Origin of the sequence: Nocardia amamiensis, from assembly GCF_015477605.1 — a bacterium.
Lineage (GTDB): Bacteria > Actinomycetota > Actinomycetes > Mycobacteriales > Mycobacteriaceae > Nocardia > Nocardia amamiensis_A.
This window is the reverse complement of record NZ_JADLQX010000015.1, coordinates 1-26,819: the sequence shown is the minus strand read 5'-3', so window position 1 is coordinate 26,819 and position 26,819 is coordinate 1. Positions and strand designations below refer to the sequence as shown.

23 protein-coding genes are annotated in these 26,819 nt (G+C 69.0%); 15 read left to right on the top strand and 8 right to left on the bottom strand.

Annotated elements, in window-relative coordinates:
* Positions 1–102: 102 nt before the first annotated feature.
* A complete protein-coding gene (locus IU459_RS20305) occupies positions 103–1,029 on the top strand; it encodes a bifunctional helix-turn-helix transcriptional regulator/GNAT family N-acetyltransferase (protein ID WP_195131135.1) in 927 nt (308 codons plus the stop codon).
* Between the two features lie 54 nt (positions 1,030–1,083).
* Here IU459_RS20305 and IU459_RS20300 read toward each other — a convergent pair whose 3' ends face one another.
* On the bottom strand, positions 1,084–1,533 hold the full coding sequence (locus IU459_RS20300; protein ID WP_195131134.1) for a MarR family winged helix-turn-helix transcriptional regulator: 450 nt from the start codon (positions 1,531–1,533) through the stop codon (positions 1,084–1,086).
* Positions 1,534–1,563: 30 nt separating this feature from the next.
* Between IU459_RS20300 and IU459_RS20295 the strand changes: the two genes are divergently transcribed.
* From IU459_RS20295 to treY, 3 genes are read left to right on the top strand one after another with little or no spacing between them, the layout of a single operon-like run.
* Positions 1,564–2,112 (top strand): cupin domain-containing protein, encoded by a 549-nt coding sequence (locus tag IU459_RS20295; protein WP_195131133.1) that lies wholly within the window; start codon positions 1,564–1,566, stop codon positions 2,110–2,112.
* 59 nt (positions 2,113–2,171) lie between these two features.
* Entirely contained in the window at positions 2,172–4,292 is a 2,121-nt protein-coding gene (gene glgX / locus IU459_RS20290) for a glycogen debranching protein GlgX (RefSeq protein ID WP_195131132.1), read from the top strand.
* 10 nt (positions 4,293–4,302) lie between these two features.
* Positions 4,303–6,735, top strand: a complete 2,433-nt coding sequence (treY, locus tag IU459_RS20285) for a malto-oligosyltrehalose synthase (protein WP_195131131.1) — start codon at positions 4,303–4,305, stop codon at positions 6,733–6,735.
* On the opposite strand, the gene IU459_RS20280 is transcribed toward treY, so the two are convergent.
* From IU459_RS20280 to IU459_RS20270, 3 genes are all read right to left on the bottom strand, one after another.
* Positions 6,721–7,893 carry a DUF2235 domain-containing protein gene (locus IU459_RS20280; protein WP_195131130.1) on the bottom strand — a complete coding sequence of 391 codons (1,173 nt, stop codon included), beginning with the start codon at positions 7,891–7,893 and terminating at the stop codon, positions 6,721–6,723. The genes treY and IU459_RS20280 overlap by 15 nt on opposite strands.
* 106 nt (positions 7,894–7,999) lie before the next feature.
* A complete protein-coding gene (locus tag IU459_RS20275) occupies positions 8,000–8,605 on the bottom strand; it encodes an MspA family porin (protein ID WP_228838224.1) in 606 nt (201 codons plus the stop codon).
* A gap of 214 nt (positions 8,606–8,819) precedes the next feature.
* Positions 8,820–9,053, bottom strand: coding sequence for a hypothetical protein (locus IU459_RS20270; protein ID WP_195131129.1), 234 nt, complete (start codon positions 9,051–9,053; stop codon positions 8,820–8,822).
* A gap of 86 nt (positions 9,054–9,139) precedes the next feature.
* On the opposite strand from IU459_RS20270, the gene IU459_RS20265 reads away from it, so the two are divergent.
* Both IU459_RS20265 and ilvA read left to right on the top strand, forming a co-directional pair.
* Positions 9,140–9,574 (top strand): nitroreductase family deazaflavin-dependent oxidoreductase, encoded by a 435-nt coding sequence (locus IU459_RS20265; protein ID WP_195131128.1) that lies wholly within the window; start codon positions 9,140–9,142, stop codon positions 9,572–9,574.
* A gap of 75 nt (positions 9,575–9,649) precedes the next feature.
* On the top strand, positions 9,650–11,005 hold the full coding sequence (gene ilvA, locus IU459_RS20260; RefSeq protein WP_195131127.1) for a threonine ammonia-lyase IlvA: 1,356 nt from the start codon (positions 9,650–9,652) through the stop codon (positions 11,003–11,005).
* A gap of 24 nt (positions 11,006–11,029) precedes the next feature.
* Here the strand turns inward: ilvA and IU459_RS20255 are convergent, their stop codons facing one another.
* Both IU459_RS20255 and treZ read right to left on the bottom strand, forming a co-directional pair.
* Complete coding sequence (locus IU459_RS20255) at positions 11,030–12,277, bottom strand: serine hydrolase domain-containing protein (RefSeq protein WP_195131126.1); 1,248 nt, start codon at positions 12,275–12,277, stop codon at positions 11,030–11,032.
* A gap of 111 nt (positions 12,278–12,388) precedes the next feature.
* Positions 12,389–14,128, bottom strand: coding sequence for a malto-oligosyltrehalose trehalohydrolase (treZ, locus tag IU459_RS20250; protein ID WP_195131125.1), 1,740 nt, complete (start codon positions 14,126–14,128; stop codon positions 12,389–12,391).
* A 105-nt stretch (positions 14,129–14,233) separates the two neighbouring features.
* Here treZ and IU459_RS20245 point away from each other — a divergent pair, with 105 nt between their 5' ends.
* On the top strand, positions 14,234–14,851 hold the full coding sequence (locus IU459_RS20245; protein WP_195131124.1) for a class I SAM-dependent methyltransferase: 618 nt from the start codon (positions 14,234–14,236) through the stop codon (positions 14,849–14,851).
* 4 nt (positions 14,852–14,855) lie between these two features.
* On the opposite strand, the gene IU459_RS20240 is transcribed toward IU459_RS20245, so the two are convergent.
* Together IU459_RS20240 and dnaE are read right to left on the bottom strand one after the other, a co-directional pair.
* On the bottom strand, positions 14,856–15,248 hold the full coding sequence (locus IU459_RS20240) for a hypothetical protein (protein WP_195131123.1): 393 nt from the start codon (positions 15,246–15,248) through the stop codon (positions 14,856–14,858).
* Between the two features lie 102 nt (positions 15,249–15,350).
* Entirely contained in the window at positions 15,351–18,899 is a 3,549-nt protein-coding gene (gene dnaE, locus IU459_RS20235; RefSeq protein WP_195131122.1) for a DNA polymerase III subunit alpha, read from the bottom strand.
* Between the two features lie 316 nt (positions 18,900–19,215).
* Here dnaE and IU459_RS20230 point away from each other — a divergent pair, with 316 nt between their 5' ends.
* The 8 genes from IU459_RS20230 to IU459_RS20195 all read left to right on the top strand — a co-directional run.
* Entirely contained in the window at positions 19,216–19,656 is a 441-nt protein-coding gene (locus IU459_RS20230; protein ID WP_195131121.1) for a hypothetical protein, read from the top strand.
* A 106-nt stretch (positions 19,657–19,762) separates the two neighbouring features.
* Positions 19,763–20,950: a sensor histidine kinase gene (locus tag IU459_RS20225; protein WP_195131120.1), complete on the top strand. Its 1,188-nt coding sequence runs from the start codon at positions 19,763–19,765 to the stop codon at positions 20,948–20,950.
* 83 nt (positions 20,951–21,033) lie between these two features.
* Positions 21,034–21,822 carry a LytR/AlgR family response regulator transcription factor gene (locus tag IU459_RS20220; RefSeq protein WP_195131119.1) on the top strand — a complete coding sequence of 263 codons (789 nt, stop codon included), beginning with the start codon at positions 21,034–21,036 and terminating at the stop codon, positions 21,820–21,822.
* Positions 21,819–22,184: a hypothetical protein gene (locus IU459_RS20215; protein WP_195131118.1), complete on the top strand. Its 366-nt coding sequence runs from the start codon at positions 21,819–21,821 to the stop codon at positions 22,182–22,184. Before IU459_RS20220 ends, IU459_RS20215 begins: the two co-directional genes overlap by 4 nt.
* Before the next feature lie 91 nt (positions 22,185–22,275).
* Entirely contained in the window at positions 22,276–24,024 is a 1,749-nt protein-coding gene (locus IU459_RS20210) for a sodium/solute symporter (RefSeq protein ID WP_324198949.1), read from the top strand.
* A 194-nt stretch (positions 24,025–24,218) separates the two neighbouring features.
* Positions 24,219–24,575 (top strand): DUF485 domain-containing protein, encoded by a 357-nt coding sequence (locus IU459_RS20205; protein ID WP_195131116.1) that lies wholly within the window; start codon positions 24,219–24,221, stop codon positions 24,573–24,575.
* Entirely contained in the window at positions 24,572–26,209 is a 1,638-nt protein-coding gene (locus IU459_RS20200; protein WP_195131115.1) for a solute symporter family protein, read from the top strand. The genes IU459_RS20205 and IU459_RS20200 overlap by 4 nt, the downstream gene beginning before the upstream one ends.
* Positions 26,210–26,260: 51 nt before the next feature.
* Positions 26,261–26,819 (top strand): AMP-binding protein (locus IU459_RS20195; RefSeq protein ID WP_195131114.1); only part of this gene is annotated, 559 nt, incomplete at its 3' end.

The following is a 26,819-nucleotide window of genomic DNA, read 5'->3' as shown; positions in this document are numbered from 1 at the left end:
AGCGAGTCCAGCGCAGCGGAGTCCGTGCAGCCGAGTTCGGCGATTCCGCGCCGAGGACGCCCGGTCGGATATCCTTTGACTCAGTCAAAGATTGGAGCCGCCGTGACCACCGCCGAGATCGCCTCCGTCCGCGAGTTCAACCGCCGCTATACCCGGGTGATCGGTGTGCTGCGCGAAGGACTGCACGACAGCCAGTACTCGCTGACCGAGGCGCGCGTTCTGTTCGAGCTGGCCGGATCGGACGCGACCGAGGTGGTCGCGCTGCGCCGGTCCCTCGATCTCGACCCGGGCTACCTCAGCCGCATCCTGGCCCGGTTCGAACAGGCCGGTCTGGTGCGGCGCAATCGCTCCGACAGTGACGGCCGCCGCCAAGAAGTGCGGCTGACAACCCGGGGCCGGGAGGTTTTCGCGACCCTCGACCAGCGCTCCAGCGACGAGGTCGGCGTGCTGCTCGGCGAGCGATCCCCCGCGGACCGGGCGCGACTGCTCGACGCGATGCGGACCATCCAGCAGATTCTGGACCGGCCCGCCGACGCACCGTCGTTCGTGCTGCGCGCCCCGCGGTCGGGCGAGTACGGCTGGGTGATCCAGCGCCACGCGGAGCTCTACGCGAACGAATACGGGTGGGACGGAACATACGAGGAGCTGATCGTCCGCATCGTCGCCGACTACCTGGGTTCGCACGACGAGCACTCCGAGCGCGCCTGGATCGCGGAGTCCGCTGGCCGCGCGGTGGGCAGCGTCTTCTGCGTCCGCGAGGACGAGACCACCGCTCGGCTGCGGTTGCTGCTGGTCGAGCCCACCGCCCGCGGCCTCGGTGTCGGGTCGGCGCTGGTCGGCGAATGCCTGCGCTTCGCCGCCGCGGCGGGCTACCGCGAGATCGTGCTGTGGACCAACGACGTGCTCACCGCGGCGCGGCGCGTCTACCAGCGCGCCGGATTCGAGCTCGTCGAGCAGCACCCGCACCACAGCTGGGGCCACGACCTTGTCGGTCAGACCTGGCGGCGCTCGCTGGAACCCCCGGACTGACCAGCCGCGCGGGAACGCGACGACACCGAACAGCTTGCGCCACAACAGCTCCGGTTACCCGGCGTCCGCTTCGCCCTCCGCCAGCGTGTCGCCCAGCTGCGCCAGCGCCGTTCGCAACTCGCCGAGACGGCGCTCCCCCAACGTCCGCGCAAGCCTCCGCTCGAGGTCGCGAATCCGCTCGGCCGCCACCTCCAGGGCGGCCCGTCCCTGCTCGGTGACCAGCACCACCCGCGCCCGGCGGTCGGCCGGGTCGGCTCGGCGCGTCACCAGCCCGCATCGTTCCAGGTGCGTCACCAGCTCACCCATCGACTGCTGGGTCATCCCGGCGGCTTCCGCCAGCGTGGTGATCCGTGACCCGGCTGGGTCCAGGTACCGGAAGACGGCGTAGTGCGCGGGGCGCAGCTGAGCGTCGAGCCGGGCACGCAACTGGCTGTTCAGCGCGCGCTCGTAGGCCGCGGTGGCCTGACTGAGCAACTTCAGCAGGGTCGGTTCACCTGTTGACATATTACGAAGGTTACCTTTATATCTTGCAGCATGCGAGACGCACGGACACTCACCTTCCGCAATGGGCACCGCGTCACCTTGGTCGCGCAGGGCGCCGACGAGCAGGGTCCCTACCTGCGGCTCGAGCACGTGCTGCCGCGGGCGCAACGCCAGGCGGGTCCGCACTGGCATCCGGTGCTCAGCGAGCGGTGGACAGTCCGGCAAGGCCGACTCCGATTCACCGTCGACGGCACCGAGATCGTCGCGCACCCCGGCGACACGGTCACGGCACCGGCCGGTGTCGTGCACGAGTTCTGCAGTGAGGTCCCCGGCACGGTGATCGATCACGAGATCCGTCCACCGCTGCGGCACTGGGAGATGTTCCAGCTCTGGCACAACCTGGACCGCGCCGGCAAGACCACCCGGGGCAGGGTGCCACGTGATCCGCTCGCGCTCGCCTTGTTGTGGGACTACCAGGACGGCTACCTCGGGGGCATCCCGGCCCGGCTGCAGCGACTCGTGCTGGGTGGACTGGCCCGCCTCGCGGTACGTCTCGGCTACCGGAGCCGCTGGCTGGAAAACGGTTCCGACCTCCCCTGACTCCCCCAGCCAGAACCACCCGCACAGGCAAACGCCGGGCTGCCGCTACTGTCGTTGCCATGGCTCAGCCCGACGCAGCGCCCAGCGACGCGACACCACTGGGTGTCTGGCCCGGCACCGCCTATCCGCTCGGAGCCACCTACGACGGGGCGGGCACCAACTTCTCGGTGTTCTCGGAGGTTGCCGACGCGGTCGAACTCTGCCTCATCGCCGGGGAGGGCACCGAGACCCGGATCGCGCTGGACGAGGTCGACGGCTATGTCTGGCATGCGTACCTTCCCGCGATCGAGCCCGGCCAACGCTACGGATTCCGTGTGCACGGCCCTTTCGACCCCGAGCGCGGATTACGCTGCGATCCGAGCAAACTGCTACTCGATCCGTACGGCAAAGCTTTCGATGGAAGCTTCGACGATCACCCCTCGCTCTATACCTATGGGATGGACTCGCTCGGCCACACCACGACCAGCGTGGTGATCAACCCGTACTTCGACTGGGGCGCCGACCGCGCGCCGAACCGGCCCTACCACGAGACGGTGATCTACGAGGCGCACGTCAAAGGCATGACGATGACGCACCCCGACGTGCCCGAGGAACTGCGCGGCACCTACGCGGGCATCGCACACCCGGCGGTCATCGACCATCTGAAGGGGCTCGGCGTCACCGCGATCGAGCTCATGCCGGTGCATCAGTTCCTGCACGACCGGGTGCTGCTGGATCAGGGTCTGCGAAACTACTGGGGCTACAACAGCTTCGGCTACCTGGCGCCGCACAACGAGTACGCGGCGCTGGACCGCGCCGGTTCGGCGGTCACCGAGTTCAAGGCGATGGTGCGGGCGCTGCACGCCGAGGGCATCGAGGTGATCCTCGACGTGGTCTACAACCACACCGCCGAGGGCAACCACCGCGGCCCGACGATCGGCTTCCGCGGTATCGACAACGCCGCCTACTACCGCCTGGTCGACGACGACCCGTCGCACTACATGGATTACACGGGCACCGGCAACAGCCTCAACGTCCGCCATCCGCACACCCTGCAACTGATCATGGACTCGCTGCGCTACTGGATCCTGGACATGCACGTCGACGGATTCCGTTTCGACCTGGCCGCGACGCTGGCGCGGGAACTGCACGACGTGGACCGGCTGTCGACGTTCTTCGACTTGGTGCAGCAGGACCCGGTGGTGAGCCAGGTCAAGCTCATCGCGGAGCCGTGGGACGTGGGTGAGGGCGGCTACCAGGTCGGCAATTTTCCCGGTCTCTGGACGGAGTGGAACGGCAAATACCGCGACACCGTGCGTGACTACTGGCGCGGCCAGCCCGCGGCACTGGGCGAGTTCGCCTCTCGGCTCACCGGCTCCTCCGACCTCTACGAGGTCACCGGGCGCAGGCCGAGCGCGAGCATCAATTTCGTCACCGCGCACGACGGGTTCACTCTGCGGGATCTGGTGTCCTACAACGAGAAACACAACGAGGCCAACGGCGAGGACAACCGTGACGGCGAGAGCTGGAACCGGTCGTGGAACTGCGGCGCCGAAGGACCGACCGACGATCCGGAGATCCTCGCGCTGCGCGACCGGCAGAGCCGCAACCTGCTGGCGACGCTGGTGCTCAGCCAGGGAGTGCCGATGCTCGCGCACGGTGACGAGATGGGCCGCACCCAGTACGGCAACAACAACGTGTACTGCCAGGACTCGCCGCTGGCGTGGATGGACTGGTCGCTGCGCGAGACGAATGCCGACCTGCTCGCGTTCACCCGCACCGTGATCGCGTTGCGCACCGAACATCCCGTCTTCCGGCGCAGGCGGTTCCTCGCGGGCGGACCGCTCGGGTCGAGCGGCCACGTCCGCGACATCGCCTGGCTCACCCCGTCGGGCGAGGAGATGACCGCCGCGGACTGGGACAGCGGCTTCGGCAAGTCGCTGGCGGTCTATCTCAACGGAGCGGGCATTCCCGAGCCGGGCCCGCGCGGCGAGCGGATCACCGACGACTCGTTCCTGCTCTGCTTCAACGCCCACGACGAGGCCATCGACTTCGCGCTACCCGTCACCGGCGACGGCGCGGCATGGTCGGTGGCGCTGGATTGCGCGACGCCGACCGGTCTGGCCGACGCCGATTACGCCGGGGGCGCCACCGTCACCGTCGAAGCTCGCTGTCTCCTCGTCCTCCGCCAGGCCGCCTGACCCGATGCCGATGACCGCACCCGATTCCACCGAGATCCACGTGACCGACCCGGTATCCCTGCGCCGCAAGCCCGCCCGCCAGACGTCGATCCGCAGCGCCTACCGGCTACAGCTGCGACCGGACGCGCTGACTTTCGCCGACGCCCGCGCCATCGCGGAATACCTGCAACAGCTGGGCATTTCGCACCTCTACCTGTCACCGGTCCTGACCGCGACGCACGGTTCGACGCACGGCTACGACGTGACCGACCCGACCACGGTCTCCGCTGCCCTCGGCGGGCCGATCGGCCTCAAAGCGCTCGCCGACGAAGTGCGCAGCCGCGGCATGGGCCTGATCGTGGACCTGGTGCCCAACCATGTCGGCGTCGCCGATCCACGACAGAACGCCTGGTGGTGGGACGTGCTGCGGAACGGCCAGGAGTCCAGGTTCGCGCAGTATTTCGACATCGACTGGAGTCCGGGCAACGGCGCGGGCGGACGGCTGGCACTGCCGGTGTTGCAGAGCGAGAACGACCCGGCCGCGCTGACCGTGGACCGTTCCGGCGCCGAACCCATGCTGGCGCTGCACGATCTGCGTTTCCCGATCGCGCCCGGCACCGACGGCGACAACGCGCTGCGCATCCACGACAAGCAGCACTACCGCCTGGTGAGCTGGAAGGCCGGGTTGTGCACCTACCGGAGATTCTTCGCGGTCAGCAGCCTTGCCGCGCTCCGCCAGGAGAACCCCGAGGTCTTCGACCTCACCCACCGTGAACTCGCCGCCTGGTGTGAGCACGATCTGATCGACGGCGTGCGGGTCGACCATCCGGATGGCTTGTCCGACCCCACCGGCTACCTCACCCGGCTGCGCAGGCTCATCGGCCCGCACCGGCTGCTGCTGGTGGAGAAGATCCTGGCGAATCGGGAGCCACTGGACGAGACGCTGCCGGTGGACGGCACCACCGGCTACGAGGCGCTGGCCGACTTCGGCGGCGTGCTGATCGATCCGCGCGGCGAACCGGCGCTGACCGAACTGTCGCGGCGCGTCGCCGGCCACGGCAGCGATCGCGCGTGGATCGGCGAGACCGAGCACCGGATCAAGCGTGCGGTCGCGGAAACCATCCTGGCGCCGGAGATCCGGCGGCTGGTAGCCGCGATCAAGCAGGACGCCCATGCCGAGAGTTTCGACACCATGGCACTGACCAACGCCACCATCGAGGTGCTGGCGTTCATGCCGGTGTACCGGGCCGACTACGCGCCGCTGGCGGGGATGGTCGGCGCGGTGATCGCCGAGGTGGAGAAACGCAACAACGAGCTCACCGGCCCGCTGGCGGTGCTGGTCGCGGCGCTGGCGGCCGACTCGGACGCGGCGGTGCGCTTCAGCCAGGTGTGCGGGGCGGTGACCGCCAAGGCGGTCGAGGACACCATGTTCTATCAGGCCGGCCGGCTGGTCTCGTTGCAGGAGGTGGGCGGCAACCCGGCCCGGTTCGGCCACTCGCTCAACGAGTTCCACCTGTCCAACAGTCAACGCGCGCAGCGCTGGCCCGCCACCATGACGACATTGTCGACGCACGACACCAAACGCGGGGAGGACGTGCGCGCCCGTATCGGCGTGCTGTCCCAGGCCGCGGAGACCTGGGCGCGCAATGTCGAATCCTGGCTGGAGACCACACCGGCCCCGGACGGGGCGACCGCGCTGTTCCTGTTGCAGAACATGTTCGGCGTGTGGCCTGCGGACGGCAGGCCCGCCGGGTCGGTGCCGGGCCTGCGTGAACGCCTGCACGTATTCGCCGAGAAGGCGATCCGGGAGGCGAACGTCAAGACCTCCTGGGAGGAGCAGGACGCCGAATTCGAGGCCGCCGTGCACTCCTGGCTGGACGCGGTGATCGACGGGCCGGTCGGCTCGGAACTCGGCGACCTGGTGCACGAGCTGGCGCCGCACGCCTGGTCGGACTCGCTGGCGCAGAAGCTGTTGCAGCTGTGCGGCCCCGGCATCCCGGACGTCTACCAAGGCTGCGAGCTGTGGGAGGACTCGCTCGTCGACCCGGACAACCGCCGTCCGGTGGACTTCGCCGCTCGCGCGGGCATGCTGCAATCACTCACCGGCACACCGGCATTGGACACCACCGGCGCGGCGAAGATGTGGATCGTCGCCTACGCGCTGTGGCTGCGCCGCGAACGTCCCGACTGCTTCGTCGGCGGTGGCTACCGGCCGCTGTTCGCCACCGGAGACCACGCGTGCAAGGTGGTGTCGTACGCGCGCGGCCGCGTGGGCGAACCACCGGAGGTGATCGTCGCCGCCACCCGCTACAGCGTGGGACTGGCCGAAAGCGGGTGGGGCGACACGTTCCTCGACTTGCCCGCGGGCAACTGGACCGACCGGCTGACCGGTCACAGCTTCCAGGGCCGGGCCCGGCTGGAGAAGGTGTTCGCCCGGCTGCCGGTCGCGTTACTGGTCCGCTGAGGGCCCCGGCGCGGCGGTCACCGGGTCGACCTTCTCGAACAGCTCCTCCGGCAGCACGCCGCCGAGCTCGTCGCGCCATCGCCGCAGGTTGGCCGGATGGTAGTCCAGCGCGTCCTGGGTGCTGGAGGCCAGCCGGATGCCCTGGTCGGTCGGCGTGGCCATGCGGCGCCAGGAATCCCAGTGGAAGCGGCGGCTGCGCGGGCGGCGCAGCGTGCGGACCACATTCAGGACGCGGTAGCCCATGCCGAGCGAGTCGTGCAGCCGCATGTGGTCCCCGCTCGCGGTGCGGCAGCGTTTCGACAGCTCCCCCAGCCGGTCCCGGTCGAACGCCAGGCCGACCGACTCCGCCTCGCCGACCATCCACTGCAACGTGGCGTCGGACAGGCCGCATTCGGCGTAGCCGCCCCCGATATCGCTGTGCACGCCGGGGAACCACACCTGCTTGACCCGCTCGACCCCGCGACGGTACTTCACCGTCGGTTCGACCGGCACTTGCCACAGTGACGGTTCGAAGTTGCGCCGCCGCTCGTCGATGGCCAGGGCTTGGCGGGCGCAGTGCACGTCGCGCGAGAGCTTGACGTCGTGGAAGCGGTGCCGAAGCGCCGTGAGCCCTGGGACGCCCAATGCGCCGACGGTGTCGAACACGCCGAGGAAGTCGATCTTGGCCCTCCTGGAGTGCTCCCGGCGGAACTCCTTCCAGTGGGCGGGCTCCGGCGGATCGGGGTTCTCCGGTGTCTTGGCGGGCGGGCGCTGCCGATAGATCCGCAACGCCTGCGGATACTTGCCGTTGATCATCGCCTCCGGAGTCATGATGCCGATCCGGCTGATCAGCCCGGCCAGGCTGCGGGCGGTGAAGGCGCCGCGACTGAACCCGAAAATGTAGATCTCGTCACCCTTTTCCCAGTTCAGGGCCAGATGCCAGTAGGCGGACGAGAGGTTCGCCTCGAGTCCGAGCCCGAACGCCCCGCCCATCAGGCGGTCGGAGAGGAAGCCGCGGGCGCCGGGGCCGGACACGTAGGTGACCCATTGCTGGATCGTCTCCCCTTCGGGCCCCGGCGCGTCGAACCGCACCGTCTGTGCGATCTTGATGATGTTCGATACCGTGCTGCTCGACTCGGCCTTCCAGGTACCGTCGCAACACACAACGAGCCGTTTCATGGCCTTATCTTCCCGTCGATATCGTGCTTCGACCCGCGTATTCCACTACTCGATTTCATCGCGGGCAGGACGGGATTGCGTTAACGGACGAGGCCGAAAACGCGTGTCAGAGCCAGCTGGGATCCCCGAACACCGCGCCGGAATCGTCCAGCTCGGGCGTCGCGAGATCGACGTAGGCGTACTGGCGCAACGTGACCGGGCCGCTGCACGCGTCGACCCGCAGGTGGAAGTCACGCACGACGACCTGGACGAGCTTGCCGGGGATCAATTCCTTTTCCCGGATCGGCACCTCGACGACCTCGCCGGGGCCGAGATCGAGGACGGCGACCGGGCCGATATTGAGAAACGCCTGCGGGGCAATGATGATCTCGGGCTGGAAGCCCACGGTGCCGGTGCCGATGCTCACGGCGCAGCCGACGTGATAGCCCATCCGGAGCTTGCCCGCGGCGTCACCTTCCAACCGGGCGTATGCGGTGCCGCTGACGAAAGCCTCTCTCGTCGTGCCCATCATGTTCAGCGGTGGGATGCGGTTGATCGTCTCGTCCCGGCTTCCGACCGAGAAGACCATCCCGTTCGGCGAAGTGAATTGCTTCTCGTGCGCCGGCATGGTGACGATCTCCGCCTCCCCCGACGGGGCGAGCGCGATGGAAGGAACCCAGGCCACGACAGTTCCCGCTGCTACGAGCAGCGCTTTCATGACATTCGACGGCATGAGGGAGCACTGTAGTAGCAGATGGCTATTACAGTGGCGCGCGACACGACGGGGAAGTGATCGAGTCGTGATGCCTGGGGCGACACGCCGCTGCGTTGTATCGCGCGGCCGGAGCGCCCCGCCGAATCGCTGCCGCGATCACCGGCCCTGCAGGCACAGCGGGCATCGCGCCGATCGAGAGAGCCGAAGAGTTCGCAAGGCGCCCGGTTGCCGATTACGACGCTGTGCCGGTCGATGAGTCGCGGCGGGCGGCCATCGTCCCGCCGACCCACCGCGCTGCACCGACCGCGGCCGCGGCCAGCACCGCGACTTGCAGCGATCCGGTGATCAGCACCAGCAACAGGCAGGTCACCAACCCGACGACCACCGCGTCGAGCTTGTACGCCGGCCACGCGCTACCGGCGATGTCGATCGTCGCGCCGCGTGCCGGAGGGTGGACCACTGCCATGTCCTCAGGGTAGTCGGAAAACAATGTTCGGGCGAGCGAACTTTGCTCGCGGGAACAGTTCGAATCGCCGCCGCGTTCCCGCAGACATGCCATTGACAGGTGATTACGAACCGAGTACCTCAGACTGGGCCCGCCAGCAAGCCGAGAGCTACGAGAACTCCGGCGGCACCGAGGCCACGACGCTGCAGGGGGTGCCCGTCGTCCTGATGACGAGCAAGGGCGCCAAGACCGGCAAGCTGCGCAAGACCCCGCTGATGCGGGTGGAGCACGACGGCGAATACGCCGTGGTCGCCTCGCTGGGCGGCGCGCCCAAGCATCCGGTCTGGTACTACAACCTCAAAGCCGAACCGCATGTCGAGCTACGCGACGGAGCGGCGATCAAGGACTACACCGCGCGCGAGGTCTTCGGCGACGAGAAGGCGCTGTGGTGGGAGCGCGCGGTCGCGGTGTGGCCGGACTACGCGACCTATCAAACAAAGACCGACCGCCAGATCCCGGTCTTCGTCCTCACTCCCAGGTAGTGCCGGCGAAGGTAGCCACCGTGTCACCGCCACCCGCCGCAGCTCGCCGCCGCGGCGGGTGGCAGCATGTTTCGAGTGTCCAATCCGCTTGATGTCCTCGACGCACTGTCTGCTACTGGTCCCGCGCTCACCGCGGACGAGATCGATGCTGCCGCCAAGCGAATTGCCCACGTCATCGATCCGACCCCGTTGCAGCGCGATGACCGGCTCTCGAAGCTGACCGGGGCGAACGTCTACCTCAAGCGGGAAGACCTCGGCCCGGTCCGCTCCTACAAGCTGCGTGGCGCCTACAACCTGGTCATCCAGCTGACCGACGAGGAGCGCGGGGCGGGCGTGGTCGCGGCCAGCGCGGGCAACCACGCGCAGGGCGTCGCGTTCGCGTGCCAGACGATGGGGATCACCGGCCGCATCTACGTGCCGACCACGACGCCGAAGCAGAAGCGCGATCGCATCCGGGCGCACGGCGGCGAATTCGTCGAGCTGATCGCCATCGGCGAGACCTACGACGCGGCCGCCGCGGCCGCCGCCGACGACGTGGCGCGCACCGGCGCGACCATGGTGCCGCCCTTCGACGACGCGCGCACGGCGGCCGGTCAGGGCACCATCGCCGCGGAGATCCTGGACCAGCTCGGCGCCTCCCCCGACCTGGTGATCGTGCCGGTGGGCGGCGGCGGCTGCCTCGCCGGTATCGGCACCTACCTGCGCGAACGGTCCCCGCGCACCGGCATCCTCGGCGTGGAGCCCGCGGGCGCGGCCTCGATGACGGCCGCGCTGGTGGCGGGCGGCCCGGTGACGCTGCCGGAGATCGATCCGTTCGTGGACGGCGCCGCGGTGCGGCGGGTCGGCTCGGTGCCGTTCGCCGCGGTGTCCGGCTTCGGCGGGCGAGTGGTCTCGCACGCCTCGCTGCCGTTGCTGACCACCGCCGAATACCCCAAGGGCGCGGGCGCTTTCCAGATGATGCAGGTCGACGAGGGCGCGATCTGCACGACCATGCTCGACCTGTACCAGAACGAGGGCATCATCGCCGAACCCGCGGGCGCGCTCACCGTGACGGCACTGAAAGAGATCACCGTCGAGCCGGGGTCGACGGTGGTGTGCCTGGTGTCCGGCGGCAACAACGACGTGTCCCGCTACGGCGAGATCATCGAGCGCTCACTCGTGCATCGCGGCCTCAAGCACTACTTCCTGGTGGACTTCCCCCAGGAGCCCGGCGCGCTGCGCCGCTTCCTCGACGAGGTGCTCGGCCCCGACGACGACATCACGCTGTTCGAGTACGTCAAGCGCAACAACCGCGAGACGGGCGCGGCGCTGGTCGGCATCGAACTGGGCGCACCGGACGGGCTCGGGCCGCTGCTGGAACGGATGCGCGAGTCCCCGATCCAGTGCGAGCGCCTCGAGCCGGACACGCCCGCCTACCGCTACCTGACCTGACCCAGCCGGAGCAGTCCTGCGGCCTCAGGCCGCCTTCGGCGTCTCCGTCGCGGGCACCCGGCGGCGTGCCGCGCGCAGGCAGTTCAGCATGAGCGGCAGCAGCCAGAAGGCCGCCGACTGGTCGTAGTGCAGCTGGCCCGCGGAGAGCCGGTTGTGCACGAATCCGACCGACAGACCCAGCCGCGGTTCGGCCCAGCCGAACGAGCCGCCGAGGCCGATGTGCCCGAACCCGGCGTGCGCGCCGGGCATCGGCAGCGAGTGGTAGCCGAGCCGCCACAGCATCGGCGCGTAGAACAGCGCGCGGTCGGGCTGGTAGGTCTCGATGCGGCGCAGCGCCTTCATGGTGTGCCCGCCGAGGTACCTGCGGCCTGCCAGTACACCGTCGTTGGCGAGCGCGCTGTACATCCTGGCCAGCGCGGGGGCGGTGCACACGCCGTTGCCCGCGCCCAGCTCGGTGTCCAGGATGGGCGGATTCGACCCCTCCAGAATGGCTTCCAGGCCCGGCAGGAACAGGCAGCGCGTCGCGGCGCCGAGCGCGCCGGGAATCCGATGGCTGCGGCCCAGAATCGCTGCGCCGAGCGGCTTTCCGAGGGTGCTCAGCTGGGTGCCCGACAGCGGCGCGTAGCTGATCGGTGCGTCCGCGGGCGGCCTGCCCAGGTGCAGGCCGTCGATGCCGAGCGGCTCGGTGACCTCGGTGCGGAACAGCTCACCGAGGCTGCTGCCGGTGATCGCGCGGGCCAGGCCCGCGACCAGCCAGCCGAAGGTGAGTGCGTGGTAGGTGGGAACGCCGAGCAGCCGGTCCGGCTTCGCCGCGGCCAAGCGCTGCTCCATCAGCCGGTGATCCAGCACCTCGGCCAGGCTGGTCGCGATCGGGGCCAGCGCGGACAACCCTGCTCGGTGCGTCATGAGCTGGCGAACAGTGATCTTGTGTTTGCCGTTGGCCCGGAACTCCGGCCAATACTCGGCGACCGGGGCGGAATAGTCGAGCAATCCGCGGTCGGCGAGACGGTGCACGACCGTGGCGGAGATGCCCTTGGTGGCGGAGAAGATGATCGTGCCGGTGTCCCTGGTCCACGGAGCGTCACCCGCGGAGCCGACCCAGATGTCCACCAGCGGCTCGCCGTACCGGTGCAGCGAGAACGCCGCTCCCGCACCTCGGCGGTTGCCGAACGCCCGCGCGAAAGCACGCACGAACGGTGCGAATTCGGCGGCAGCGCTGCCACCCATGCCCGGGGGAAGAACCGCAAGGTCCCCGGAAGCGACGTTGCTCATTCCTCCAAAATAATGGCGTAGATCACATCCGGCAAAGTCCTGTCTCGGACAGTTGTGAGTACGTTATTTAACAAATACCGAGAAGGGCCCCGTTCTTGCGGTTCCGCCGACTCAGCGCGGGCCCGGCGGCGCCGTTTCCAGCAGCGTGAAGGAATGACCGGGAACGGTTGTCGCGGAAGGCCCTACGGTCGGAGATTCCCAGGACAGCAGCGGCAGGCCCGCGACCGGCACGGTGACCTGGTCCTCGCCCAGATTGCACACCAGGGCCAGCGTGCCGCGATGCACGACGACCCAGCGTGCGACCTCGTCGTAATCCACCGAAACATGGGTCAGCCGGGGGTCACTGAGCTCCGCCCGCTCCCTGCGCACCGCGAGCAGGGCGCGGTAGCAGGACAGCAGCCGCGCGCAGCCCGGTTTCCCGCGCTCGTCCCAGTCCAGCTTCGAGCGCCGGAAGGTCCGCGGGTCCTGCGGGTCGGGCACCTCGTCGGTGGGCCAGCCGTGTTCGGCGAACTCGTCCTTGCGCCCGGCCGCGGTCGCGGCGGCGATCACCGGATCGGTGTGCGAGGTGAAGAACTGGAACGGCGTGCCTGCGCCCCACTCCTCGCCCATGAACAGCATCGGCGTGAACGGCGAGCACAGCACCAGTGCGGCTTTGATCGCCAGCTGGCCGTCGGTCAGGTAGGCGCTCGGCCGGTCGCCGAGTGCTCGGTTGCCGATCTGGTCGTGACTGCAGGTGTAGGCCAGCAGCGCGCTGCCCGGCACCAGGGCAGGATCGATCGGGCGGCCGTGCGTGCGGCCGCGGAAGCTGGAATACGTTGCGGCGTGGAAGAATCCGCGCGTGAGGGTCCGGGCCAGACAGCGCATCGAGCCGAAGTCGGCATAGTAGCCCTGCCGTTCGCCGGAGACGGCGCTGTGGACGGCGTGATGCAGGTCGTCGTTCCACTGCGCGGTCAGCCCGTAGCCGCCGGCCGCACGCGGGGTGATCAGTTTCGGGTCGTTCAGATCGCTCTCCGCGACCAGCGTCAGCGGCCTGCGCACGTGGGCGGCGAGGCGTTCGGTGGCCACGGCGAGTTCGGCGAGCAGGTGCGTGGCGGTCCGGTCGACCAGGGCATGCACCGCGTCCAGGCGCAGGGCGTCGATGTGGAAATCGCGCAGCCAGCGCAGCGCGTTGTCGATGATGTGTGCGCGCACGTGATCGGACTGTGGGCCGTCCAGGTTGAGGCTCTGCCCCCAGGTGTTGCGGCCCTCGGTGAGGTACGGCGCGAAGCGCGGCAGGTAGTTGCCGGACGGGCCGAGGTGGTTGTAGACGACGTCGAGACAGACCGCCAGCCCGCGGGCATGGCAGGCGTTCACGAACCGCTGCAGGCCGTCGGGGCCGCCGTAGCTCTCCTGCACCGCGTACCAGAGCACACCGTCGTAGCCCCAGTTGTGGGTGCCGTCGAAGGCGTTCACCGGCATCACCTCGACCACGGTGACACCCAGGTCGACCAGGTGGTCGAGCCGCTCGATCGCGGCGTCGAAGGTGCCCGCCGCGGTGAAGGTCCCGATGTGCAGTTCGTAGTAGACCGCTCCGGCCAGCGGCCGCCCGGTCCAGCCCGCGTCGGTCCATGCCGCCGGATCGAGGGTGTGCAGGGCCGAACGGGCGTGCACCCCGTCGGGCTGGCGCGGCGAGCGAGGGTCCGGCAGCACGGTCGGGTCGTCGTCGAGCAGGAACCCGTATCTGGCTCCGCTCGCCGCGGGGACGTCGGCACGCCACCAGCCGTCCGGCGACCGCGTCATCGGATGCACCACGCCGTCCACGTCGAGCCGCACCGACTCCGGCCGCGGCGCCCACACCTCGAACAAAGTCACCGCGCCAGCATCCCACGAGCATGCCCGGCCCGCCGGGTACGAAGACCCCCGATCCGGCAGCACATGCCTCTGGTCTGGGCGCGCGATCCCTGCGAGAGTGGGGGTGTGGGTATCTATGGCGAACAGGTCGTCCCGCGGATCGTGAATGTCGCCTGCGGGATGCGGTTCAACAAACCGCTGCGTGAGCGGGTGTGCGCCGGGCTGCACGGAAGGGTCGTGGAGATCGGGTTCGGATCGGGGCTCAATGTGCCGTTCTACCCGGCGGCGGTCACGTCGGTCAGCGCGGTCGAGCCGGCCGACCTCGGGTGGCGACTGGCGAGCAAGCGTGTCGCCGCGTCCGCCGTGCCCATCGAGCGGGCAGGGCTGGACGGGCAAGCCCTCCCCTTCGCGGACGGCACCTTCGACTGCGCGCTGTCGACCTGGACCATGTGCACCATCCCCGACATCGCGACCGCGCTGGCCGAGGTGCGCCGAGTGCTGGTGCCCGGCGGAACCTTGCATTTCGTGGAGCACGGGCGCGCGCCCGACCATAAGGTCGAGCTGTGGCAGAACCGGCTGAACCCGGTCCAGAAACGGCTGTTCGGCGGCTGCCACCTGAACCGCGACATCCGCGCGCTGCTGGCAACCGCCGGTTTCGAGATCCGCGAGGCCGAGTCGTTCTACGGCGAAGGCGCCCCCCGCTTCGAGGCCGCCCAGACGCTCGGCGTCGCGGTCTCACCGTGAGCGGTCAGACGATCCGCACCGAGAGGGTGTAGTTCGCGTTACCGCGGCTCGGCGCCACGGTGATCGTGTAGTAGCCGCTCTGCGGCAACGTGATCCGGCTCGTGGTCTCCTCGACGCAGAGGACGCGTCCGTCCGGAGCGGTGGTGCTGAAGCGCGCATTGCCTTCGACCGAGGAGAGTTCGGTGCTCAGCGTCTGCCCTGCCCGCGCCTCGAGCAGATAGGTGTCGGCCTCGCCGCGGATCACCGCTCCACTCACCGAGGCGCGGTCGGTCCCGGGTGCGAATTCGATCTCGTACACCGGACTCGCGCTCGCCGCACCGACGGTCGCGACGGCGAACGCCGCGAACACGGTCACGCCGAGTACGAGCAGACGCAGGCTGCGGAGTATGGCTTGCATGATGATCCTCGTTTCCGTAGGCGAGCGGCCTTGCCCCAGTACTGTCCGCGAAACCGCCTGCGGAATGCTTAACAGCCGCTTGGAGCGGCGGGAACCCGTCCGTCAGCTGGCCAGGCAGCCAGGGCCGAGCAGCGCCTTCAGGTCGCCCATCAGGGCTGAGGACGGGGAGACGCGCAGGCGATCGTCCAGTTTCCACAGCGTGGTCTTGTCTCGGGCGCCGACGTGGCGGATATGGACATCCGAGGTGCCGGGGTGCCTGGACAAGACCCGCTTGAGTTCGCCGATCTTGTCCGGCGTGCACATCCGGGTGGTGATGGTGACCGCAAGCGGCTTGGCGACGCCGACCGCGGACAGATCGGGCACGGCGAGATCGTTGGCGATCAGCGAGATCCGGTCGTCGCGGACCGAGACGCGCGCCTTCACCAGCACCACGGCGTCCTCGACGACGTCCATGCCGTAGACCGAGTACGACTGCGGGAAGAACAGCACCTCGATGCCACCGGTGAGGTCCTCCAGCTGCGCCGAAGCCCAGGCCAGCCCGTTCTTGTTGATGCGCCGGTTCACCGAGGCCAGGATGCCGCCGACGGTCACCTGGGTGCCGTCCTTGACATCTCCTTCCAGGATCGCCGGGATCTGCGTATCGGCTTGGGCCGCAAGGACATGCTCGACTCCGTTGAGCGGATGCCCGGACACGTACAACCCCAGCATCTCCCGCTCCAGCGCGAGCCGGTGTTTGGCCTCCCACTCCTCGTCGGGCACCTTCACGTTGAACACCGATGTCACCGACTCGTCCGCGTCCAAGCCGCCGAACAGGTCGAACTGACCCATCGCCTCGGCCTTCTTGGTGGCCATCACGGCGTCGATGGCATCGGAATGGATCAGCATCAAGCCCTTGCGGGGGTGTCCGAGCGAGTCGAACCCGCCCGCCTTGATGAGCGATTCGGTGACCTTCTTGCTCGCCGCGATCGCGTCGATCTTGTTCAGGTAGTCGGAGAAGTCGGTGAATTTCGACTTCTCCTTGCGGGCCTGGATGATCGAGGACACCACGTTCGCGCCGACGTTGCGCACCGCGCCGAGACCGAAGCGGATGTCCTTGCCGACGGAGGCGAAGTTCTGCTCGGACTCGTTGACGTCCGGCGGCAGCACGGTGATGCCGAGGCGACGGCAGTCCGCGAGGTAGACCGCGGCCTTGTCCTTGTCGTCGCCGACGGAGGTGAGCAGGCCCGCCATGTACTCGGCCGGATAGTTGGCCTTGAGGTAGGCGGTCCAGAACGAGACGAGGCCGTAGCCGGCGGCGTGCGACTTGTTGAACGCGTAGCCGGCGAACGGAAGGATGGTGTCCCACAGCGCCTTCACCGCGCCCTCGGAGAACCCGTTCGCGGTCATGCCCTCGTGGAAGCCCTTGTACTCGGCCTCGAGGACTTCGAGCTTCTTCTTACCCATCGCCTTGCGCAGCGCGTCGGCCTTGCCCATCGAGTAGGACGCGACCTTCTGCGCGATGAACATGATCTGCTCTTGGTAGACGATCAGGCCGTAGGTCTCGGCGAGGATCTCTTTGAGCGGCTCCTCCAGCTCGGGATGGATCGGCGTGATCGGCTGCCGTCCGTTCTTGCGGTCGGCGTAATCGTTGTGCGCGTTCATGCCCATCGGGCCGGGACGGTAGAGCGCGAGCACGGCGACGATGTCGTTGAAGCCGGTGGGCTGCATGCGGCGCAGCAGGTCGCGCATGGGGCCACCGTCGAGCTGGAAGACGCCGAGAGTGTCGCCGCGGGAAAGCAATTCGTAGGTCGCGGGATCGTCCAGCGGCAGGTTGTCCATGTCCAGGTCGATGCCGCGGTTGGCCTTGATGTTGTCCAGCGCGTCACCGATCACAGTGAGGTTGCGCAGGCCGAGGAAGTCCATCTTCAGCAGGCCGATGGCCTCGCAGGACGGATAGTCCCAGCCGGTGATGATCGCACCGTCCTGGGGCCGCCGCCACACCGGGATGGCGTCCATCAGCGGCTCGGAGGACATGATCACCGCGCAGGCGTGCACGCCGGCGTTGCGGATCAGGCCCTCGAGTCCGCGCGCGGTCTCGTAGATCTTGGCGACATCGGGATTGCTGCCGATGAGCTCGCGGACCTCGGCGGCCTCCTTGTACCGCTCGTGGTCGGGGTCCATGATGCCCGACAGCGGAATGTCCTTGGCCATGATCGGCGGCGGCAGCGCCTTGGAGATCTGGTCGGCGATGGCGAAGCCGGGCTGGCCGAACTGGACCCGCGCGGAGTCCTTGATCGCGGCCTTGGTCTTGATGGTGCCGAAGGTGATCACCTGGGCGACCCGGTCGCTGCCCCACTTCTCGGTGGCGTAGCGGACCATCTCACCGCGGCGGCGATCGTCGAAGTCGATATCGATATCGGGCGCGGACGGGCGCTCCGGGTTGAGGAACCGCTCGAACAGCAGGCCGTGCGGCAGCGGATCGATGTTGGTGATGCCGAGCGCGTAGGCCACCAGCGAACCGGCGGCCGAACCACGGCCGGGGCCGACGCGGATGCCGACCTCCCGTGCGTGCGAAACGAGGTCGCCGACCACGAGGAAGTAGGCCGGGAAGCCCTTCTGCTTGATGACGTCGAGTTCGTAATAGGCGCGGGTGAAGTACTCCTCGGGCACCCCGCCGGGGAACCGGCGCCGCAGGCCGCGCTCGACCTCCTTGCGCAGCCAGGAATCCTGGTCCTCGCCCTCGGGCACCGGGAAGATCGGCATGCGGTCCTTGAAGGCCCACACGTCGTCGTAGGACTGGACCCGCTCGCCGATCAGCACCGTGCTGTCGCAGGCGCCGGGCACCTCGGCGTCCCAGAGCGCGCGCATCTCCTCGGCGGACTTCAGGTAGTAGCCGTCACCGTCGAACTTGAACCGGGTGGGATCGGACAGCGTCTTGCCGGTTTGCACACACAGCAGCGCCTCGTGGTTGGCGGACTGATCCTTGGTGACGTAGTGGCAATCGTTCGTGGCCAGCGCCGGAATGCCCAGCTGCCTGCCGATGTTCAGCAATCCCTCGCGGACCCGCCGCTCGATGGACAATCCGTGGTCCATCACCTCGAGGAAGAAATTGTCCTTGCCGAAGATCTCCTGCCATTTGGCCGCCGCCTCCAGCGCCTCGCGGTCGTGGCCGAGGCGCAACCTGGTCTGCACCTCGCCGGAGGGGCAGCCGGTGGTCGCGATGATGCCTTCGGCGTACTGGGCGATGATCTCCTCGTCCATGCGCGCCCATTTGCCCAGCTGGCCCTCGATGGAGGCCAGCGAGGACAGCTTGAACAGGTTGCGCAGCCCGGTCGCGTTCTCGGCGACCATGGTCATGTGCGTGTAGGCGCCCGAGCCGGAGACGTCGTCGCCCTTCTGGCTCGGATCGCCCCACTGGACGCGCTTGCTGTCGAACCGGGAGCCGGGCGCGATGTAGGCCTCGATGCCGATGATCGGCTTGATGTCGTGTTTCTTGGCGGAGTTGTAGAACTCCGACGCCCCGTACATGTTGCCGTGGTCGGTCATCCCGACCGCGTTCATCCCCAGCCGTTTCGCCTCGCTGAACAGCGGCGAGATCTTGGCCGCGCCATCGAGCATGGAGTACTCGGTGTGGTTGTGCAGATGGACGAACGATCCGGACGAGGCGGCCAAGACGGTCCTTCCTCCCAAAGTCTCGACGGGGGTTGGCTGGACCGATTCTAGGGGTGCCCACCGACGGGTTTTTCACGGCGCGCTGGCATCCGGTCCGCGCCCGGCGTGTCGGTGGAAACGACCGGCGGCGCGTCCTGGCGACTCGCCGTGTGGGCGTCCGATTTCCGCGAGTGTCGGGTCGCGCCGAATGCCGGAACTCCCGCACCGCGGTCGCCGCACGGCGGTACTCTCGGCCTTCCTCCCCACGACGCCGCCGGGCGTATCGGGGGACGGATGCACGACGGACACGGATGTTCTCGAGCCTGTGGAGGTGTCGATGAATTCGACGACAGCACTGTTGGCCGTTCCCGCCGTGGCGGCGGCGACCCTGGTCGCGATGGCCGCGCCCGCCGCGGCAGCACCGGCCGTCGAGTTCGCCACCGTCTACACACTCGCCCAGGGGGCGTGCGCGGGACAGGTGGAGATGTCGGTCAACGGCGACGCCTATCCGAACCAGGCCGCGTTCACCGTGAGCACGATGTTGGTCGGCGTCGGGCCGTGCACCCTGCCGGTCACGCTGAACTGGCGCAATGTGGCCACCGGTCAAACGGGCGCGTTCCAGGTGATCGCGCACGGACCCGGATACTGGGCCAACAGCAGCCACTCCACCCTGTTCGCCCCGGGCATCGGTCATTTCACCGCGACGGTCACCATCGGCGCCCCGCACTTCCCGGATCCGGGCACGGTCGAGTTCACGGTGCCGAAGTACCAGGGCTAGGAAGCGACCGCGCTCGGGTTTCTCGGTGTCCGACCCGAAGCCGGTGCACGCACGGAGCGGCTCGACGCCATAATCGGCCCATGGACCGCCCGCGCCGAAGCCTGCCATGACCACCGCACTCGCCGTCGTGGCCGCGGCGGCGCTGATCGCGGGTGCGCTGCTGATCTGGTCGCGCACTCGCAGGGTGGTGGCCACGCCCGCCGAGCGGGCGGTGCACTCGGCACTGCACACCGCGTCGCTGGCGGCGGTCCCGCTGCGCCGCGGGCTGACCGAGCGGTCCGCGCGCGAAGCCGCGCCGCACCTGCGCGCGCTCACCGGCGCCGAGGCGCTCGCGGTGGCCGGTCCGGACGGAACGCTGTTGGCCTGGGAGGGGCCGCACCCCGAACTGGCCGAATACTTCATCGAGGCGGCCGAGCGCGCAGTGGCCGGTGAGCGCCCGGTGCTGGTCGCGGGACCCGGGCGCGGCGAGCACGCCGCGCGCACCCTGATCGCGCAGCCATTACTGATCGAATCCACCGGGGTGGCCGGGGTACTCGGCGTGGTGAGCCCCGGGCCGCCCGGGCCCGGACGGCTCGGGGCGGTCGCGGAGGTGGCGCGCTATGCCTGCGGTCAGTTGGAGTTGGCCGAGCTAGACGCGTCGCGGGCCCGGTTGGATCGCGCGGAAGTGCGCGCACTGCGTGCGCAGATCAGCCCGCATTTCATCTACAACGCGCTGAACACGATCGCCTCGTTCGTCCGCACCGATCCGGCACGCGCCCGCGAGCTCATCCTGGAGTTCGCCGACTTCACCCGATACTCCTTCCGGGCCGCGGGCGAGTTCACGGTACTGGCCGACGAACTGCGCAATATCGAGCGGTACCTCGCACTCGAGCGGGCGCGTTTCGGCGACGCGTTGCAGGTCCGGCTGCGCATCGCGCCCGAGGTGCTCGGCGTGGTCCTGCCTTTTCTCGCGCTGCAGCCGCTGGTGGAGAACGCGGTACGGCACGGTCTGGCGGCCACCGCGGACGGCGGGACCGTCACCATCGTCGCCACCGACGCGGGGACCGACTGCGTGATCAGCGTGGAGGACGACGGCGTCGGCATGGACCCGGACCTGCTGCGCTCCGGCGAGCTCGATGCGGTCGGCACCGGTACGGGCTCCGGCGAGTCGGCCCATATCGGACTGGCGAACGTCGACGACCGGCTGCGCGCGGCCTTCGGCGACGACTACGGCTTGGTCGTGGAGACCGCGCCCGGCGCGGGCACGAAGGTCAGCTTGCGCGTCCCCAAGTTCCGCGCGGGCATCCGGGCCTGAGGAACGCGCCGCCGGGCGGCCGGTGACAGCACGGCCGGTATCCGCCCGCGCCCGGTCGGGCGCCCCCTTACGATGGAGCGGTTGTGACCCGCGTTACCAGCAAGCCGGCGCTGCGCGTGCTCGCCGTGGACGATGAGAAACCCGCTCTCGACGAGCTGGTGTATCTGCTGCGCGCGCGGTCCGAGATCGGCGAGATCCACGCCGCGGGTGACGCCACCAGCGCGCTGCGGATGCTGCGGGCGCATCCGATCGACGCGGTGTTCCTGGACATCAACATGCCGGGACTGGATGGGATGGAGCTGGCCGGAATCCTTTCGGAATTCGCCAGTCCGCCCGCGGTGGTCTTCGTGACGGCGCACGACGACCGGGCGATCGCGGCATTCGACCTGGGCGCGGTGGACTATCTGCTCAAACCGCTGCGCGAAGCGCGTCTGGCCGAAACGGTGCGGCGCATCACCGCCGCCCGCAGCACGCCGCACCAGCCCGCCACGGATACGCGCACCGACCCGAGTGAGGTCATCCCCGTGGAGCTGGGCGGGGTGACCACGCTGGTGCCGCGATCGAGCGTCAGCTGGGTGGAGGCCGACGGGGACTATGCCCGGCTGCACACCAGCGGCGGATCACATCTGGTGCGGATTCCGTTGTCGGCGTTGGAATCCCGCTGGCAAGACGCGGGCTTTCTGCGGGTGCACCGGTCGTATCTGGTCGCGCTTCGGCTGGTCACCGGGCTGCGCACAGTGGGCACCGGGACCATGGTGTGCCTGCGCGCCGAGGGCGCGGCGCAGGCCGTCGAACTGCCGGTCAGCCGCAGGCAGGTGCGCGAGCTGAAACAACGGCTGGTGCACCGCCATCGGCACCGGGGCACCTCGTGACCGGGCCGCAGCGTCCGGTGCGCCAGCGCGTCGTGCTCTCGCAGCGACGCGGAGCGCGACGGGTGCGCACGCGGGTGGAGGTCGCCGAGCAGACCGAGTTCGGCGAGGCGCTCATCGGCGGGCTGATCCGCGCGCAGCTCGGGCTCGCCCTGCGATTGGGTCTGGTGACGATCGCCGGACTGTGCGCCCTGCCCGTTCTGCTGCGAACCGGGGCGATCGGATCGATGGAGGTGCTGGGGATCCGGTTGCCGTGGTTGCTGCTCGGCGGCGCGGTATACCCGCTGCTGTTCCTGATCGGCCGGATCTATGTGCGGCTGGCCGAGCGCAACGAACAGGATTTCCTCGAGCTGGCCGAGGATTGACGATGCGCTCGACCCGGACCACCTGCCCGGAGCGGGCCACCGCCGACCGCGGCGACGCTGTCGGTCTCTTTCACTCGCTTCTGGGTGCGCCGTGATCGCGGGCTCCGCGCTGACCGTGGCCGCGCTGGTTCTCGCGGCGCTGGCCACCGTGGCGATCGGTGCGTACGGCGTGCGTCTCGCGCGCACCACCTCCGACTTCCTGGTCGCCTCGCGCAGCGTCGGACCACGCTGGAACGCCGCCGCCATTTCCGGCGAATATCTTTCGGCCGCTTCGTTTCTCGGCGTCGCCGGACTGATCGCCAAATACGGGGCGGACGCGCTGTGGTATCCGGTGGGATTCACCGCGGGATATCTCGCGCTGCTGTTGTTCGTCGCCGCACCGCTGCGCCGGTCCGGCGCGTACACGGTGCCCGACTTCGCCGAATTCCGCCTGGGCTCACCACGTTTGCGCAGGCTGGCGGCCACCGTCGTGGTGCTCATCTGCGCGGTGTATCTGATCCCGCAGTTCCAGGGAGCGGGACTGACGCTGCACCTGCTGCTGGGCGTGCCGGACTGGGTGGGCGCGGTGGCGGTGGGCACGATCGTCATCGCCAACGTGGTCGGCGGCGGGATGCGCTCGATCACCCTGGTCCAGGCGTTCCAGTACTGGTTGAAACTCACCGCCGTGGCGATCCCGGCGCTGGTTCTGCTCGGGCACTTCCTCGCCGACGAGCGCGAACTGGGGGCACCGGCTCCGCCGGTGGTGTCCGAACGCACCACGGTCGAGGTGAGCACCGACGTCCTGGTGCGGGTCGCCGCCGCGGAGCAGGTTTCGATCACCGGCATCCTCGACGACCGCGTGGTCGACGGGTCGGTGCCGCTGACGCCGGGCACCCACGAGCTGGCCGCGGGCACCCGGCTGGTGCTGGAGGCAGGCTCCGCGGTGCCGGTCGTCGCGGGCGCGCCCACGGACGGGACGGGCTGGCTGGCGCCGGGCGGTGGGCTGGGCGGGCCGCATCCGACCTATCAGGTCTACTCGCTGATCCTCGCGACCTTCCTCGGCACCATGGGGCTGCCGCATGTGCTGGTGCGCTTCTACACCAACCCGGACGGACGGGCGGCCAGGGCGACAGCGCTGGCGGTGATCGGCCTGGTCGGGGTGTTCTACCTGTTCCCGGTGCTGCTGGGCGTTTTCGCGCGGCTGTACGTGCCGCAACTGCTGATCACGGGCACCTCCGATGCCGCGGTCGTGCTGCTGCCCGCGGCGGTGGTCGCCGGACTGCCGGGTCAGCTGCTCGCGGCGCTGGCCGCGGCGGGGGCGATCGCCGCGTTCCTGTCCACGTCGTCGGGCCTGCTGGTGAGCATCGCGGGCGTGCTCAGCACCGATATGCTGCGCGGCCGGATCCGCGATTTCCGCACGGCGGCGCTGGCCGCGGGCGCGGTGCCGTTGACGCTGTCGCTGACCGTCGCGTCGCTGGATCTGTCCCGCACTGTGGGGTTGGCGTTCGCGGTGGCCGCCTCCACCCTGTGTCCGCTGCTGGTGCTGGGGATCTGGTGGCGCGGGCTGACCGCGGCGGGCGCGGCGGCGGGCTTGGTGGCGGGTGGTCTCACGGCGGGCGGGGCGACGGTCGTCCCGGTCTCCGGCGGGTTCTCCGGCGAGGTGGCCGACGGCTGGCCCGCGGCACTGCTCGGCTATCCCGCGGCGATCAGCGTGCCGTTGGCGTTCGCCAGCATGGTGCTGGTCAGCGCGTTCACCCGCGGGCTCGGCGGCAGAGCGGTCGGCCGGATCTTCGTCCGGATGCACGCGCCGGAACGCCTCGGGATGGGCGCGGATCGCGAGCGCAGCCTGCGTTCCGACTGACCCGCCATGCAACGCGCACCTACCCGGCGTCGCGCGGGAAGGGTTGCGTGGTGCGACCGTTCGTCGCGCCGCAACGACCGCTCGCCGCAGATTCGACCACCTTCACGGAGTGACCCACACCACAGCCTACAGTCGGTCCGCATGCCTGGTTTACCGTCCTCGAGAAGTAAGCCACGTCACTTGGTAGGACCATCATGACCAGTCCCAATCTCGACAAACCCGCACCTCGGGTAGCGCCGAGCGCAGCGGAATTCGCCGGAATCCAGGCGAGTCCCCAATTTCAGGAACTGCGAAACCGCCTGCGGCGCTTCGTATTTCCGATGACCGCACTGTTCCTGCTCTGGTACCTGGGTTACGTGCTGCTCGGCGCCTACGCGCACGACTTCATGAGCCGCCCGGTATTCGGCAACATCAACGTCGGATTGCTGTTCGGCCTGGGCCAATTCGCCTCCACCTTCACCATCACCGCCCTGTACGTCCGGTTCGCCAACCGGGAACTGGACCCGCGCGCGGCGGCCATCCGCGGCTACCTCGAGGGAGACCGAGCGTGAACACCGTGCACACCTACGCCGCCGCAGCGACGGTGGGCAACCCGATCGCCAATATCGCCATCTTCGGCGTCTTCGTGGCGATCACGATGGTCGTGGTGATCCGGGCCAGCCGCAGCAACGCCAGCGCCGCCGACTACTTCACCGGCGGGCGCGGTTTCTCCGGCCCGCAGAACGGCATCGCCATCGCGGGCGACTACCTTTCGGCCGCGAGCTTTCTCGGCATCGCCGGCGCCATCGCGGTCTACGGCTACGACGGATTCCTCTACTCCATCGGATTCCTGGTCGCCTGGCTGGTCGCGCTGCTGCTCGTCGCCGAGATGTTGCGCAACACCGGCAAATTCACCATGGCCGACGTGCTGAGCTTCCGGCTGAAGGAAGGACCGGTGCGCACCGCGGCCGCGCTGTCCACGCTGACGGTGTCGCTGTTCTATCTGCTCGCGCAGATGGCAGGTGCGGGCGGGCTCGTCGCGCTGCTGCTGGACATCTCCGACAAGACCGGGCAGTCGGTGGTGATCGCCGTGGTCGGCGTGCTGATGATCGTGTACGTGCTGGTCGGCGGCATGAAGGGCACCACGTGGGTGCAGATCATCAAAGCGGTGCTGCTGATCGTGGGCGCGGCGCTGATGACCGTCATGGTGTTCGCCAAGTTCGGATTCGACTTCTCCGACATCCTCGGCTCCGCGCAGAACGCGGTCTCCGATTCGGCGAGCAAGGCCGTCGCCGCGCGCGACGTGCTCGCGCCGGGAGCGCAGTACGGGGGCAGCGAGACCTCGAAGCTGAACTTCCTGTCCCTGGGACTGGCCCTGGTGCTCGGCACCGCGGGTCTGCCTCATGTGCTGATGCGCTTCTACACCGTGCCCACCGCCAAAGAGGCGCGGCGCTCGGTGGTCTGGGCGATCGGCCTGATCGGCGCGTTCTACCTGTTCACGCTGGTGCTCGGCTATGGCGCGGCCGCGATCGTCGGGCCGGACCGCATCCTGGCCGCCGCGGGCGGGCAGAATTCGGCGGCGCCGCTGCTGGCCTTCGAACTCGGCGGCGTGGTGCTGCTCGGCATCATCTCCGCGGTCGCCTTCGCCACCATCCTCGCGGTGGTCGCCGGCCTGACCATCACCGCGTCGGCCTCGTTCGCGCACGACATCTACGCCAACGTCATCAAGGGCGGCAAAGCCGGTGAGCGCGAACAGGTCCGGGTCTCCCGGATCACGGCGGTGGTGATCGGCGTGCTGGCCATCGCGCTGGGCATCCTGGCCAACGGACAGAACGTGGCCTTCCTGGTGGCGCTGGCGTTCGCGGTCGCCGCGTCGGCGAATCTGCCGACCATCCTGTATTCGCTGTTCTGGCGGCGGTTCAACACCACCGGCGCGCTCTGGAGCATGTACGGCGGGCTGATTTCGACGATCGTGCTGATCGTGTTCTCCCCCGCGGTCTCGGGCAGCAAGTCCGCCATGCTGCCGGGATCGGATTTCGACTGGTTCCCGCTGTCCAATCCGGGCATCGTGTCCATCCCGTTGGCCTTCGTGCTCGGCATTGCCGGCACCTTCCTCGGCGGCAAGCCCGAGGACCCTGCCAAGGCGGCAGAGATGGAGGTCCGCTCGCTCACCGGTGTCGGCGCCGAAAAGGCGGTGGTGCACTGATCAGTGCCCGGTCTTCCTTGTTCCTCTTGTTCTTTCGTTAGGAGATTCCGCGTGACCAGCGCTACCACCGACAACCGCGACAACACCGCCTACCCGCCGACCCCGGAGTTCGCCGCCCGAGCGAACGCGGGTGCGGAGCTGTACGACCGGGCGCGGGCTGATCGGCTGGAGTTCTGGGCGGAGCAGGCAGGGCGGTTGCATTGGCATCAGCCGTTCGGTCAGGTGTTGGATTGGAGCGCCGCGCCGGTGGCCAAGTGGTTCGTCGGCGGCCGGCTGAACGTGGCCTACAACTGTGTGGACCGGCACGTGCTGGCCGGACACGGCGCGCAGGTCGCCATCCACTGGGAGGGCGAACCGGGCGACTCGCGCGCCATCACCTACGCCGAACTGCTCGAAGACGTGTGCCGGGCGGCGAACTACCTCACCGAACTCGGCCTGCACGCCGGGGACCGGGTCGCGATCTACCTGCCGATGATCCCCGAAGCGATCGTCGCCATGCTCGCCTGCGCCCGCCTGGGACTGACCCACTCGGTGGTGTTCGCCGGGTTCTCCCCCACCGCCCTGCGCCAACGCGTCGAGGACGCCGCCGCCCGGCTGGTCATCACCACCG

Excerpts from the sequence above, each read along its gene's own strand:
- IU459_RS20300 (WP_195131134.1), bottom strand. The coding sequence starts at position 1,533 with ATGTCAACAGGTGAACCGACCCTGCTGAAGTTGCTCAGTCAGGCCACC.
- IU459_RS20295 (WP_195131133.1), top strand. The coding sequence starts at position 1,564 with ATGCGAGACGCACGGACACTCACCTTCCGCAATGGGCACCGCGTCACC.
- glgX (WP_195131132.1), top strand. The coding sequence starts at position 2,172 with ATGGCTCAGCCCGACGCAGCGCCCAGCGACGCGACACCACTGGGTGTC.
- treY (WP_195131131.1), top strand. The coding sequence starts at position 4,303 with ATGACCGCACCCGATTCCACCGAGATCCACGTGACCGACCCGGTATCC.
- IU459_RS20280 (WP_195131130.1), bottom strand. The coding sequence starts at position 7,893 with ATGAAACGGCTCGTTGTGTGTTGCGACGGTACCTGGAAGGCCGAGTCG.
- IU459_RS20275 (WP_228838224.1), bottom strand. The coding sequence starts at position 8,605 with ATGCCGTCGAATGTCATGAAAGCGCTGCTCGTAGCAGCGGGAACTGTC.
- IU459_RS20270 (WP_195131129.1), bottom strand. The coding sequence starts at position 9,053 with ATGGCAGTGGTCCACCCTCCGGCACGCGGCGCGACGATCGACATCGCC.
- IU459_RS20265 (WP_195131128.1), top strand. The coding sequence starts at position 9,140 with ATGCCATTGACAGGTGATTACGAACCGAGTACCTCAGACTGGGCCCGC.
- IU459_RS20255 (WP_195131126.1), bottom strand. The coding sequence starts at position 12,277 with ATGAGCAACGTCGCTTCCGGGGACCTTGCGGTTCTTCCCCCGGGCATG.
- IU459_RS20240 (WP_195131123.1), bottom strand. The coding sequence starts at position 15,248 with ATGCAAGCCATACTCCGCAGCCTGCGTCTGCTCGTACTCGGCGTGACC.
- IU459_RS20230 (WP_195131121.1), top strand. The coding sequence starts at position 19,216 with ATGAATTCGACGACAGCACTGTTGGCCGTTCCCGCCGTGGCGGCGGCG.
- IU459_RS20225 (WP_195131120.1), top strand. The coding sequence starts at position 19,763 with ATGACCACCGCACTCGCCGTCGTGGCCGCGGCGGCGCTGATCGCGGGT.
- IU459_RS20205 (WP_195131116.1), top strand. The coding sequence starts at position 24,219 with ATGACCAGTCCCAATCTCGACAAACCCGCACCTCGGGTAGCGCCGAGC.